Origin of the sequence: Cupriavidus neocaledonicus, from assembly GCF_000372525.1 — a bacterium.
Lineage (GTDB): Bacteria > Pseudomonadota > Gammaproteobacteria > Burkholderiales > Burkholderiaceae > Cupriavidus > Cupriavidus neocaledonicus.
In genome coordinates, this window is sequence record NZ_AQUR01000081.1 from 45,958 (window position 1) to 59,020 (window position 13,063).

The 13,063-nt window shown below is 69.9% G+C and carries 11 protein-coding genes; 1 reads left to right on the plus strand and 10 read right to left on the minus strand.

Going from position 1 to position 13,063, the window contains the following annotated elements:
• Positions 1 to 161: 161 nt before the first annotated feature.
• From A3AG_RS0107110 to A3AG_RS0107125, 4 genes are all read right to left on the minus strand, one after another.
• A complete protein-coding gene (locus A3AG_RS0107110) occupies positions 162 to 893 on the minus strand; it encodes an SDR family NAD(P)-dependent oxidoreductase (RefSeq protein WP_018004751.1) in 732 nt (243 codons plus the stop codon).
• A 192-nt stretch (positions 894 to 1,085) separates the two neighbouring features.
• On the minus strand, positions 1,086 to 2,288 hold the full coding sequence (gene pcaF, locus A3AG_RS0107115) for a 3-oxoadipyl-CoA thiolase (RefSeq protein WP_018004752.1): 1,203 nt from the start codon (positions 2,286 to 2,288) through the stop codon (positions 1,086 to 1,088).
• Positions 2,289 to 2,330: 42 nt separating this feature from the next.
• Positions 2,331 to 2,969: a CoA transferase subunit B gene (locus A3AG_RS0107120; protein WP_018004753.1), complete on the minus strand. Its 639-nt coding sequence runs from the start codon at positions 2,967 to 2,969 to the stop codon at positions 2,331 to 2,333.
• A gap of 22 nt (positions 2,970 to 2,991) precedes the next feature.
• The gene (locus tag A3AG_RS0107125; protein ID WP_026164013.1) at positions 2,992 to 3,654 is read right to left on the minus strand and encodes a 3-oxoacid CoA-transferase subunit A; all 663 of its coding nucleotides are present in this window, start codon (positions 3,652 to 3,654) and stop codon (positions 2,992 to 2,994) included.
• Between the two features lie 523 nt (positions 3,655 to 4,177).
• On the opposite strand from A3AG_RS0107125, the gene A3AG_RS0107130 reads away from it, so the two are divergent.
• Positions 4,178 to 4,432, plus strand: a complete 255-nt coding sequence (locus tag A3AG_RS0107130) for a hypothetical protein (protein WP_018004755.1) — start codon at positions 4,178 to 4,180, stop codon at positions 4,430 to 4,432.
• A 15-nt stretch (positions 4,433 to 4,447) separates the two neighbouring features.
• On the opposite strand, the gene A3AG_RS0107135 is transcribed toward A3AG_RS0107130, so the two are convergent.
• From A3AG_RS0107135 to A3AG_RS0107160, 6 genes are all read right to left on the minus strand, one after another.
• Positions 4,448 to 7,510: an AAA family ATPase gene (locus tag A3AG_RS0107135; protein WP_018004756.1), complete on the minus strand. Its 3,063-nt coding sequence runs from the start codon at positions 7,508 to 7,510 to the stop codon at positions 4,448 to 4,450.
• Positions 7,507 to 8,655 (minus strand): exonuclease SbcCD subunit D, encoded by a 1,149-nt coding sequence (locus A3AG_RS0107140; protein ID WP_018004757.1) that lies wholly within the window; start codon positions 8,653 to 8,655, stop codon positions 7,507 to 7,509. Before A3AG_RS0107140 ends, A3AG_RS0107135 begins: the two co-directional genes overlap by 4 nt.
• Positions 8,656 to 8,773: 118 nt before the next feature.
• On the minus strand, positions 8,774 to 10,138 hold the full coding sequence (locus A3AG_RS0107145; protein ID WP_018004758.1) for a sigma 54-interacting transcriptional regulator: 1,365 nt from the start codon (positions 10,136 to 10,138) through the stop codon (positions 8,774 to 8,776).
• Positions 10,139 to 10,176: 38 nt separating this feature from the next.
• Positions 10,177 to 11,868 carry a TadG family pilus assembly protein gene (locus A3AG_RS0107150; RefSeq protein ID WP_018004759.1) on the minus strand — a complete coding sequence of 564 codons (1,692 nt, stop codon included), beginning with the start codon at positions 11,866 to 11,868 and terminating at the stop codon, positions 10,177 to 10,179.
• A complete protein-coding gene (locus A3AG_RS0107155) occupies positions 11,865 to 12,224 on the minus strand; it encodes a DUF3613 domain-containing protein (RefSeq protein ID WP_018004760.1) in 360 nt (119 codons plus the stop codon). The genes A3AG_RS0107150 and A3AG_RS0107155 overlap by 4 nt, the downstream gene beginning before the upstream one ends.
• A complete protein-coding gene (locus tag A3AG_RS0107160) occupies positions 12,221 to 13,060 on the minus strand; it encodes a tetratricopeptide repeat protein (protein WP_018004761.1) in 840 nt (279 codons plus the stop codon). Before A3AG_RS0107160 ends, A3AG_RS0107155 begins: the two co-directional genes overlap by 4 nt.
• Positions 13,061 to 13,063 lie beyond the last annotated feature (3 nt).

Sequence of the window (13,063 nt, forward strand, 5' to 3'; positions counted from 1 at the left end):
GGGTACCGCGGGAGGTTGTGCTGGATGGCGTGATTGCCGTTCCCGAACGGAGCGCGCGCACGCGCGCTCCCGGTGGGCGGCCCGCTGATGGGCCGCCATGCGTGACGCTTGGTTAACGTCTCTTCTTGTTGAATGCTTGAGTCGCGCAGGCCTGCCGGTGCTTACACCGGCGCAACGCCCAGCGTGGTGCCGCCGCACACGTACATCACCTGGCCGGTGACGAAGCCGTTGTCCGGCGACAGGAAGAACAGCGCGGCGCGCGCTACGTCTTCCGGGGTGCCCATGCGCTTGACGGTGATGCTGGCCAGGATGCGCCTGGTTTGCTCCGCGCCTTCGGGATTGCTCTTGCGGAACAGCTCGGTGGCGATCGGGCCCGGCGCCACGGCGTTGACGGTAATGCCATCGCCGCCCAGCTCCATCGCCAGCGTGCGGGTCATGCCGATCAGGCCGGCCTTGGTGGCCGAGTACACCACGCGCTCGGGCTTGCCCAGCGCGGCGCGCGAGGCCATGTTGACGATGCGGCCGAAGCCTGCGGCGCGCATCGCCGGCAGGCAGGCTTGCAGCAACAGCAGCGGGGCTTGCAGGTGCAGGCCGGTCACGTAGTCCAGGTCGGCAACGGTGGCGCTGTCGGCGGTGCCGGGGCGGGTGGCGCCGGCATTGTTCACCAGCCGCGTGACCGCGAAGCGCGAGGTGACCTGTTCCGCCACGGCGCGGGTGGCCTCGGCATCGGTCAGGTCGGCCTGGAAGAAGGTCAGGTTGGGATGCGACCACGCCGGCGCGGCGTAGTCGACATTGACCACCTGGGTCACGCCATCGGCCAGCAGCATTTCGCAGATGGCGCGGCCGATGCCGGAACTGCCGCCGGTGACGAGGGTGGCTACGGGGAGGGACATCTTTGACTCACTTTCAAAACGACTGCGGACTGCGGTCTTGCTCCCCTCTCCCGCATGCGGGAGAGGGGCCGGGGGTGAGGGCAGGACGTTGCCTACCAGCGCGACTGACTTAGTCGATGCGCCCGCCCTCACCCCAACCCTCTCCCGCAAGCGGGAGAGGGAGCAAACAAGCGGTAGAACTGACAGCCGCGCTTAAACGCGCTCGATCACCATCGCAATACCCTGCCCCACGCCAATGCACATCGTGCACAGCGCGAAGCGGCCGCCGGTGCGGTGCAGCTGGTACATCGCGGTGGTGACCAGGCGCGCGCCGCTCATGCCCAGCGGGTGGCCCAGCGCGATCGCGCCGCCGTTCGGGTTGACGCGCTGGTCGTCGTCGGCCACGCCCAGTTCGCGCAGCACGGCCAGGCCTTGCGCGGCGAACGCTTCGTTCAGCTCGATCACGTCGATCTGGTCCAGCGTCATGCCCAGCTGCTTGAGCAGCTTCTGCGTCGCCGGCGCCGGGCCAATGCCCATCACGCGCGGCGCGACGCCGGCGGTGGCCATGCCGACGATGCGCGCGCGCGGGGTCAGGCCGTGTTGCCTGATGCCGGCTTCGCTCGCCAGCAGCAGCGCGCAGGCGCCGTCGTTCACGCCCGAGGCGTTGCCGGCGGTGACGGTGCCGTCAGCACGGACTACGCCGCGCAGCTTGGCCAGCGCTTCCATGCTGGTGGCGCGCGGGTGTTCGTCGCGCTCGACCACGATGGCATCGCCCTTCTTCTGCGCAATCGTGACCGCGGTGATTTCCTGTGCCAGCGTGCCGTCGGCCTGCGCGCGCGAGGCCTTTTCCTGGCTGCGCAGCGCCATCAGGTCCTGGTCTTCGCGGCTGATCTTGTAGTCGGTGGCGACGTTCTCGGCGGTCTCGGGCATCGAGTCCACGCCGTAGGCGGCGCGCATCGCCGGGTTGATGAAGCGCCAGCCGATGGTGGTGTCGAAGATCTGCGCATCGCGCGAGAACGCGCTGGTGGCCTTGCCCATCACGAACGGGGCGCGGCTCATGCTTTCCACGCCGCCGGCGATCATCAGGTGGGCCTCGCCGGCCTTGATCGCGCGCGCGGCGGTGCCGGTGGCGTCCATGCCCGAGCCGCACAGGCGGTTGATGGTGGCGCCCGGCACGTCCTGCGGCAGGCCCGCCAGCAGCGACGACATGCGCGCCACGTTGCGGTTGTCCTCGCCGGCCTGGTTGGCGTTGCCGTAGATCACGTCGTCGATGGCCTTCCAGTCGACGTTGGCGTTGCGGGCCATCAGCGCCTTCAGCGGCACCGCGCCGAGGTCGTCCGCGCGCACCGCGGACAGGCTGCCGCCGTAGCGGCCGATGGGGGTGCGGATGGCGTCGCAGATAAAGGCTTCGGTCATGGTGCGTCTCTCTCTCGTTGTGATGGATATCGATGCGGGCGCTCAGGCCTGCTTCAGGGGCACGCCGGTCAGGCGCTGCAGCTCGTCAAAGCTCAGGCCCTCGACCAGGTCGCGCGCGACCAGGCCGTCGGCGGTGACGTCGAGCGTGGCCAGGTCAGTGTAGATGCGCGTCACGCAACCGATGCCGGTCAGCGGATAGGTGCACTTGGGCACGATCTTGCTCTCGCCCTGCTTGGTCAGGTGCTCCATCATGACGAACACCTGCTTGGCGCCGATCGCCAGGTCCATCGCGCCGCCCACGGCGGGGATGGCGCCCGGTGCGCCGGTGTGCCAGTTGGCCAGGTCGCCCTGCTGCGACACCTGGAACGCGCCCAGCACGCAGAAGTCGAGATGGCCGCCGCGCATCATCGCGAACGAATCGGCGTGGTGGAAGTACGAGCCGCCCGGCTTGATCGTCACCGGCTGCTTGCCGGCATTGATCAGGTCGCCGTCCTCTTCACCGGGCGCGGGCGCGGGGCCCATGCCGAGCAGGCCGTTCTCGCTGTGCAGCAGGATTTCCTTGTCGGCCGGCAGGTGGTTGCCGACCAGGGTGGGCAGGCCGATGCCGAGGTTGACCACGGCACCGTCGGGAATGTCTTTGGCCACGCGGGCGGCCATCTGATCGCGGGTCAGGCGTTGCATGCTGTTTCTCCTGTATTCGCGCTCAGGCGACCTTGACGACACGCTTGACGAACAGGCCCGGCGTGACGATGTGCTCGGGGTCCATCTCGCCCAGCTCGACCACATGGCTGACCTGCACGATCGCGCATTTGGCGGCCATCGCCATGATCGGGCCGAAGTTGCGCGCGGTCTTGCGGTAAGTCAGGTTGCCCCAGCGGTCGGCGGTGTCGGCCTTGATCAGTGCGAAGTCGGCGTGGATCGGGGTTTCGAACACATACTCTTGGCCGTCGATGATGCGGGTTTCCTTGCCCTCGGCCAGCGGCGTGCCGTAGGCGGTGCGGGTGAAGAAGCCGCCGATGCCGGCGCCGGCGGCGCGGATGCGCTCGGCCAGGTTGCCCTGCGGCACCAGCTCCAGCTCGATCTCGCCGGCGTGGTAGAGCGAATCGAATACGTAGGAATCCGCCTGGCGCGGGAACGAGCAGATGATCTTGCGCACGCGCTTGGTCTTGAGCAGCGCGGCCAGCCCGGTGTCGCCGTTGCCGGCGTTGTTGTTGACGATGGTGAGGTCGCGCGCGCCTTGCTCGATCAGCGCGTCGATCAGTTCCGCGGGCATGCCTGCCAGGCCGAAGCCGCCGGTCAGGATGGTGGCGCCGTCGTGGATGCCGGCAACCGCCGCTTCCACCGAGTCGTATAGCTTATTGATCACTTGCGTTCCAGGTCGGAAGATCCGCCAGGCTACCGGAACGGGCCGCAAGCCGCGGCGCATGAAAGACGGTCTCCGGTAATCCTGCCGGAAGGATGTTCGTTGCGGCGGGCGGCATGGCCTGCCCGGTGAACGAGTCCAGCAGTCTGCGCGTGCTCTGCTTTGGTCGAGTAGACCAGGCACTCGTCGATCGAACCTTCGGATAAGCCCGGAAAAACCGGGACAAACCAAATTGTTCGATATACGAACTTGAATTCGCAGAATGAACAGGTTACACCTGGCCGTCGACGACGGTCAAGCCGACCGGGCGGCCGGCAAACCAGTTTGTGCGATCAGCGCGCAAGGTGATGCAGGGACCCCCTGTGTAGGACAGAGCCGACATCACAATCGGCTCGCACGGGATAGGGTGCGACGCCGGCCGGGCCTATCGTTGAATCAGAACAAGGCAGCGCCGCACAGCAGCCTCCGGACCACCCGGCTGAGCCGGCCTCGCCTGGCAACACACAAGAACGAGGAGCCCGTGATCATGGCCACCGCCAACGTCCCGTTTTCTTCCACGCCCCATGCAGCAGCGCTTGCGCGCATCCTGCATGTCACCCGCAGTGCCTGGGCATTGGATCTTCATCCGCTGCCTGCCCCGACGGCGCTTGCCGCAACCGGCGCCGCCATGCAATCTTCCACGCCTGCACTGTCGCGCCGCGCGCGCCTGACCCGTGCGGTCGCCCGCGCCTTCGAGGCGCAGGTGATGGCGATTCGCTGCCGCCAGGCCGTGGTCGCCTGACCCTGCCCTTCCTGCCTAGGCCGCCACCGGCACCCCGGTCAGCAGCACGCGGCTGCCATCCGTGCCGGGCCGCACTTCCAGCCGCACGTCGATACGCTCGCGCAGTTCCGTCACGTGCGAAATGATCCCGACCAGGCGCCCCGCCTGCTGGAGGTCCAGCAGCGTGCGCAAGGCAAAGTCGAGGCTTTCGGGATCGAGCGTGCCGAAGCCTTCGTCGACGAACAGGGTGTCCAGCTGGATGCCCCCCGCGCGCGACTGCACCACGTCGGCCAGGCCCAGCGCCAGCGACAGCGACGCGAGGAAGCCTTCGCCGCCTGACAGCGTATTGGCCGGGCGCGCCGCGCCGGTATCGTGGTCGAACACTTCGATATCGAGGCCGCCGGCGCTGCGCTGGTCGGCCTGCTCGCGCACGCGCTGCAGCACATAGCGGCCGCGGCTCATAGCCAGCAGGCGTGTGGACGCTGCCTCCAGCACCTCGTCGAGCAGCGTGGCCAGCACGAAGCGCTGGAACGTCATGCGGCGCGGATTGTTGCCGTTGGCCACTTCGGCCAGCCGGCCCAGCACGGCAAAGCGCGCCTCGATGTCGCGGCCTTCGCGGTCCAGTTGCTGCAGCCGCTGCTGGCATTGCCGCAGCGCGTCGCGGGAACGTCCGCGCTCGGCCTGCTGCCGCACCAGGTCCTCCACCGTCGCGGCGGAAGCCGCCAGCGCCGCGCGCAGCGCGTCTACGTCGGGCGCATCGAGCCCTTGCGCGGCAGCTTCCGCGCGTTCGCGCCGGTCGGCGGCGGCCGCCAGCTGGCGGTCGAACGCGCGCAGCGTGGCGTCGAGCGCTTGCATTGCGTCCTCGTCCAGGCGGGCGTCGGCGTGCACCCGGGCATCGGCAAAACCGTGCTGCGCGAGTGCCTGCGCCAATGCCGCGTCGGCGTTGGCCAGGCGTTCGGCGCTCTGCGCGCGTGACTGCCGTGCCGACACCAGCGCGGCCTGCGCCCCGGCATCCTGCGCTGCGGCCTGCCTGTCGGCCGCCTGCGCCGTGGCCAGCGCCTGTTCCAGTCCGGCCAGCGCGGCCTGCGCCTGGCGCAGTGCCTCGCCCAGCGCCACCGGATCGCGCGAGTCCTCGGGGACCAGCGCGCTCTCGGCCTGCCATTCGCCGCGGCAATGCGCCAGTGCCTGGGCGGCGGCATCGGCCGCAGCAACGGCAGCGGAGTGCGCGGCTTCGGCGCTGTCGCGCGCCGCGCGCGAAGTGGCGATCGCGGCTTCGCGCTGCGCCAGGCTTGCCGATGCCTGCCGCTGCTGCGCCAGCGCCGCTTGCCGCGATTCGAGGTCAGCGTTGATGTCGGCGGCTGCTGCCTCGGTGGCATCGCCCAGTGCCGCGGCCAGTTCTTCCAGCCGCTCGCGTGCCTGTGCGATCGCCAGTTGCGCGGCCTGGTGCTGGCCCGCACAGCGCACCGCTTCCGCCTCGGCTTGCAGCAAGGCATGGCGCGCGCCCTCCAGCGCCAGGTCAGACAGCGGCTGCGCCACGTGCCGTGCCGGCTCGGGATGCGCGGTACTGCCGCAGACCGGACAGGCATCGCCTGACGCCAGCGTCTGCGCCAGGCGCGCGGCCTGCCCGGCGCGCCACGCAGCTTCGGCTTCGGCCAGCGCGGTGCGGCAGCGGTCGCGCTGATGCAGCGCCTGCCGTTCGGCCTGCGCCTGGGCCGCGGCCTGCGTGTTCGCGGCGTCCAGCGAACGGGCCGCCTGACGGTACCGTTCGAATTGCCGCGCGCGCTCCTGCAGCGCGGCCAGCTGCAAGGCGGTCGCCTGTGCCTGCGCCGCGGCCAGCTGGGCCTGGCCCAAGGCCGATTCGGCGGCCACGGCGGCGGCGCGGCATGTCTCAACCTGCGCCATGGCGCGATCGCGTGCGGTGGCGGCGGTGGCCTGCCTGGCTTCGGCCTCGTGCAAGGCGCGCTGCAAAGCCCCCAGCCGCTGCGCGCGCGGCAGCATCGCTTCCAGTTGCGTCACACGGCGCTGTGCGTCCTGGCGGACGTCGGCCTGCTGCACCTGCGCCTGCAAGGCCGCGGCGGCCTGTGTGGCCCGTTGGCCAGCGTGCGCGGCGTATTCGGTCGCTTGCGCCAATGCCGCGGCGCCGGCGGCGTGATCGCGCTGCGCCGCCTGAGCGGCCTGCACCGCCGGCATCACGCGCGCGGCGCGCTGGGCCGCCTGCAAGCGGCCGCGCTGTTCATCGATGGCGGGCTGCCGCGCCAGCAGCGCGGCGTGGGACGCCTGCGCCTGCTGGCGCTCCTGCAAGCGCGCCGCCACCTGCTCGCCTGCTGCGAGCGCGGCCTGCGCGGCGGCTTGCGCGGCGCGTGCGCCTTGTTCCTGTCCTTGCAGCGCCTGCAACTCCCCCTGCATGGCCGCGATGCCGTCCGCCAACGCTTGCGCCGATTCCACGCCGGCCTGCCGCAACGCTTCCTCGCGCTGGATCGTGATGCGCTCGGCGTCGCGCCGGATGCCGGCGGCCTCGGCCTTCAGCAGCTCTTCCACGCGGCGGTACAGCTCGGTGCGGAACAGCCGCTCGAGGATGGCCTGCCGCGCCTGGGAGCTGGCGGTCAGCAGTTCGCGAAAGCGCCCCTGCGGCAGCACGATGACCTGGCGAAACTGCGCGCTGTCAAAGCCCAGCAGCTCGCGCACGGCATCGGTGACCTTGCCCGGCTGGCTGGCCTTGCTGACCCAGCCGTTGCCGTCGTGCAAGTCCAGTTGCGCCCTGGCCGGCTCGGTGACCCAGCCTTCGCCGCGCTGCTTGGGCCGCTCCTGCACGGGCGAGCGCACCACGCGCCAGTGCTGCGCGCCCAGGCTGAAGGCCAGCGTCACCTCGGTGCGCAAACCCGCTGCCGCATTGGCGCTGCGCATCGCTTGCGCGCTGCGCTCGCCGCCGGAGGTGTCGCCGTACAGGGCAAAGCAGATGGCATCGAGCAGCGTGGTCTTGCCCGCGCCGGTGGGCCCATGGATCAGCACGAAGGCCTGCTCGCCCAGCCGCGTGAAATCGATGGCCTCGGTCGCGGCAAAGGGCCCGAACGCCTGCAGCGTCAGATGCAGCGGTCTCATGCCGACTCCCGTTCCGCCGTGGCGATGCCGGCCAGCACCTGGTCGAGCGCGGCACGCTGGTCAGGGTCCAGCTCGGCATCGGCCACCTCCCGGAAGAAACTGGCGAACAGCTCGCCAGTGCCCAGCTGCCGCAGCTTGCGTCCCGCCTCCGACGCCATGCCGGTGCGCGCCAGCACGGTGCGCTCGATCGCCAGCGCGTTGGGATAGACCTGGCGCAGCCGCGCCATCGGGTCCAGCAACGCGCCTGTATCGGTCAGGCGCGCGTGGATGTAGTCGTCGCGCTTCGGATCGTCGGCACCGGCGGCCAGCAACTGTGCCAGTTCGCCCTCGAGCACGCGCACGTCGCGCAGCGGCTGCAGCGTCAGCGGCGTGATGGCGACGGCGCCGTCCGCATCCAGTTCGATGCGCGACACCGACTTCTGGTGCGCGCATTCCGACAGCGAGTATTTCAGCAGCGAGCCCGCATAGTGGATGCGTCCGCCGCCCAGCGTCTGCGGCCGGTGCAGGTGTCCCAGCGCGACCAGGTCGAAGCCGGCGAACAGCTCCGCGGCCACGGCGCCGCTGCCGCCCACCGACAGCGGCCGTTCCGATTCGCTGGCCGCGCCGCCGACCACGAAGGCATGGCCCACCACCACCGCGCGCACGCCCGGCGGATGCACCGCGCGGATGGCATCGAGCTGCGCGCGCAACGCGGCTTCGTGCGACGGCATTTCCGTGCCGACCGCATCGCGCACCACGGCGGGCTCGGCATATGGCAGCGCATAGATGCGGACTTCGCCATGCGCGTCGCGCAAGCTCACCCAACTGGCGTCGGCCAGCGTGCGGCCGGCCACGTGCAGCCCCTGCGCGCGCATCAGGCGCGCGCCGAATTCCAGCCGCTGCGCGCTGTCGTGGTTGCCCGCGATCATCACCACCGGCACGCCGGCATCGACCACGATGCGGGCCAGCACGTCGTCGAGCAGGGCCACCGCCTCGGGCGGCGGCACGGCGCGGTCATAGACGTCGCCGGCGATCAGCACCGCATCCGGGCGCTCGTTGCGGACCAGTTCGACAAACTGGTCGAGGAGATGGGCCTGGTCTTCCAGTAGGCTGCGCGCATGGAAGAGGCGGCCGAGATGCCAGTCGGCGGTGTGAAGGAAACGCAATCCGGGGTCCGTTGGAGAATCGGCGAAACCCGCATCATAATGCGTCGCAGCCCGTCTTCCTTGGCGTGGCGCGCGCAACAGCGGGCGATGCCGGGGCTACGTTGGCGCTGAGCGGCGCTCACACCGGCTCGGCCTCGCTGTCGGCGATCTGGTACTTGCGCATTTTTTCCCACAGCACCTTGCGGCTGATGCCCAGGCTGGCCGCCGTGTCCTGCCGCCGCCAGCCGTTGGCGTCGAGCGCGGCCAGGATGCGGCGGCGTTCTTCCATGTCGCCGCGCAGATCGGCGCGCTCACCGCCATCGAACGCGCCCGGATGCAGCGCGCGGAACAGCGGCCGGATGCGCTCCTCGTCCCAATGCCCGGTCTGCTGCACGGTGATGCCGACGCGCTCGGCCAGGTTGCGCAGCTCGCGCACGTTGCCGGTGAAGTAGGCGGTGCCGACCGCGCCCTTGAGCCAGTCCGGCATCGGCGGCAAGGCGTCGTAGCCGGACGCGCCCAGCATATGGCGCAGGAACGACTGCAGCAGCGCTACCTTGTCGGCCGGGCCGCGCTCTTCCAGGCTGGGAATGCGCATCTCGATCACCGCCAGGCGGAAGAACAGGTCGGCGCGAAAGCGCCCCTGCCGCACGGCGTCGCGCAGGTCCTTGTTGGTCGCGGCCACCAGACGGAAATCCAGCTTGACCGCCAGCGTCGAGCCCAGCCGGGTGATCACGTTCTCTTCCAGCACGCGCAGCAGCTTGACCTGCTGGAACAGCGGCAGGTCGCCGATCTCGTCGAGAAACAGCGTACCGCCGTTGGCCTGCTCGAAATACCCGCGATGCGCGAACGACGCTCCCGTGAACGCGCCCTTGGCATGGCCGAAGAACTGCGACTCGAACAGCCCGTCGGGAATCGCGCCGCAGTTGACCGCGACGAACGGGCCCTTGCCGTAGGTGCTGTTGCGCTCATGGAACAGGCGCGCGATGCGCTCCTTGCCCGCGCCGGTTTCGCCATACAGCATCACATTGCTGCCGAAGTCGGCAAAGGTCTCCACATGCTGCAGCAGCTGGCGCATCGCCGCGGAGCCGGCCACCAGGTCCGCCTCGCGCTCGCCGGTTGGCTCGGTGGCGAGCAACTGCGGCAGCAGCTTGCCGATCTGGCCGCGCAGGTCGGCGCCGGTAAAGTCATCGGCCAGGATATGCGCGTACTCCGGCGGAAAGCGTCCGGGATCGGTCTCGCGTCCCGGCCCCGCCACCCAGATCACCGGCATGCCGTGCGCGGCCTCCCAGTCCAGCGAGAAGCGCGCGGCGCCGATCACCGACACGCTGATCACCGCGATGCACGGCTTCAGGCGCGGCTCGGCCGGCAAGGCCTCGAGCGCGCCGGCGCGGATCACGTCAACGCCCAGCGGCGCCAGGAACCGCGTGACGCGGTCGGCAATCTCGTACTTGCCTTCCCACACGTAGACTTCAAGGTTTTCGTAGGCCCAGCGATCTGTCTTCATTCTGTTTCTGCCATCAGGCGGTTTGGCGCGATCATGGCTCAGTACACCAGTTCAGCGTTGTTGCAATCGATGCTGTGGACCCAGAGATCGCTGTTGCCAAGCTGGATGCCCAGGCTGTTGAGCAGCGGCGGCACCAGCGCGTCCAGCGTAGCCCCCAGCGGCGCCAGCGACGGGCCAACATCCAGGGGCAAGCTGAGGATCCCCACCAACTTGGTCCGTATCTTCAGCGACAGCACTTGCGAGAACAATCCGCCGAAGGGATCCGACATACCCACTTGCGTATGGCCGCCCGGTCCCAGAGTGACTTCCTGGGCGACGGTGTTGCCATGACGCGGCACGTCGGTGGCAACAACCTGGGCGACGTCTCCCAGCAGTCCCACCTTGACCTCGCCAAGCACCACCTCGCCCCCCGTGCAGCCCTCGGTCAGGCACGCCGTGGCCAGGCCACTCTTTACCTGCATCGTGGCCCGACGATCCGCGGGATTGGCCGCGCATTGCAGCCGGGTAAGGTCGGCCGTGGCGTTGGCGACATCAATAAAGAGCGGCACGTTCAGATCGGCGTCGATAACCGGCTTCAGGATGTCGGCCTTGATCTGGAGCGCCAGCGTCAGCCTTACCTGCGAGGAGGTGGCGCTGGTCTGCCACGTGTCCGGCTTGCCGGACAGCTGCCGCGCCGGACCGGCCGCCGTGACCGGCGGCTCGATCACGCGCAGGTTGGCGCTGATGCCGCCCAGGCCAAAAGGGAGTTTGGGTATGTTCAGCGGCAGCGCGACCGCGGTATCGCCGCGTGCGACTTGCGCGCCGGCGAGCAGCAACTGCGCGACATTCAGACCGACTTCCACCGCCGACGATGCCGCGGGTGCCATCAGGCCGAGGTCGAGCAGCCTTGCCAGCGACACCGTCGCGGCCGCTCCGCTCGCGCCCAGCGTGGTCGGCGGGCTGCCCAGCATGGTGGTAAGCAGCGTGTCGCGCCCGGCCGCGCCGAGCACCAGCGCATAGAAATCGCGCAGGTTCAGCGACGCATTCAGCAGTTGTTCCACGGTCCCGACGTCCGCCTCGAGCCGCAACTGGTCCAGCGTCACCGTGGTATTGACCAGTCCCTGCCAGTCCGCCAACGACAGGTTCACCGCATTGCCCAGCAGCACGCTCAGCATGCTGTTGGCGGTCGAGACGTCGAGCAACCCCGTGCCGAGCGAAAACGCCGCCACCGGCGGGCTGCCGCTCGCAATCGATTCCGCAAACAGCTGCCTGCCGCTGCCGCCATTGAACACGAACAGGATCGGCACCGTCTGCGTGGCCTGCACGCGCACGGCATTGGGCGAGACCGTGGCGGCGTTGTACACGGCGCTGAAATGCCGCGCGCCGGCGGTGGCAGGATCCCATACGCCGACACAGGCTGTCATTGCATCCGCGCCACCCCCGGCAGCCTCCGCACAGCCCATGGCGATGCCCGACGGATAGCCGTTCTTCGCGCCGATATTGCTGACCGTTCCGAGCACGGCGGCGTTCAGATTGGCCGCGCTGTCCGCCCGCTTGAGCTGCTGCGCCGCCGACATCGCCGCCAGGTCCACCATGTTCTGTAGCTGCCGCTGGCGCATGAACACATGGCCGACGTCGATCGACACCAGCGCGGCGATCGCCACGGTGGCGATCAGCAGCGCCGCCATCACGCTGACGGCGCCGCGTGAGGCGCGTCGGGTGCGGACCACCGGCGGCTGGCGCAGGCTCATTTTCCGCCCAGCATCTGTCCGGCCGAGCCGGCGCGCGTGGTACTGGCGTTGGCCTGGCCGGTGTAGAACTCGGGCAGCGCGAAGCGGAAGCTGTTGAGGTAGCGCTCATAGCCCAGCGCGGCCTGTTCGCCGTGCATCGGCAGCATCGGCCCGGCCTGCGTGCCTTCGCGCTGGATCGCCAGGAGCGCGCGCGTGTCGGCGCCGATTTCGCGCTGCGCGGACGGCGCCGGCGGCATGCCGGTGGCTTCGGTCGGCGCGGCATCGCCCTGCGCGTGCGCCAGTGGGGCCAGCGCCCACAGGCAGAGCGCCACGCATGCGGCGCGCTTTTGGATGGCAACGGGAAGATTGGCTGTCATGGGGTAGCGCCGGCTTGCGCGGCGATGGCGATTGGCTTGGCCACGACCGCCACGGCGGCGGGCGCGGATGTCGGCCTGGACTGGCCCTGGCGCGCCGCGGCGCGGGCGATGCGGTCGGCTTCCTTGCGGATCGCGCTGCGGGTGGGCTCGGGCAGCGCGGCCTTCTGCATCATGGCGTTGGCCTGGGCGCGCTTGCCATCGGCCATCAGCCACACCACCGCATTGCTGATCACGCGCGGATTGCGCGCGTCCAGCTCGAGCGCCTGCATCACCGGCACGCGTGCATCCTGCAGCGCGCCGGCGCGCATCAGCGCATAGCCCAGGTCGCTGGCGATGCGCGCGTTGACCGGGTCCAGCGCGCTGGCGGCGCGCAATGCCGTCACCGCACGCGCGAAGTCATCCTGGCGCCCGGCCAGCAGGCCCAGGCCGTGGTGCGCATGCGCGGCCTCCGCGCCTTTCGCGGTGGCGAGCAGCCTCTGGTACGCCTCGATGGCGGCCTGGTCCTGTCCGGTTTCGCGCAGCGCATCGGCGCGCATCACCTGGATCTCGGGGCCGGCGCCGAAGCGCTGCACATAGACCTCGATATGCGCGAGCGAGGCAAAGTAGAGCCCGTCCTGCTGCATCTTGCGGATCAGGCCCAGGTAGACCGCCTGCTCGCTGTACTCGGCGCGCGCGGCCTTGTCGCGCAACCTGGCCAGTTCCACCTGGGCCTCGGCCTGTTCGTGCATGGCCGAGGCGCCGTTGTTGCCGCCGGCGCAGCCGCACAGCGCGGCCAGCAGCAGGCACGCTGCCGACGTGCGCATCCGGCCCGTCGCCACAGCGGCAGAGCGCGCCATCCC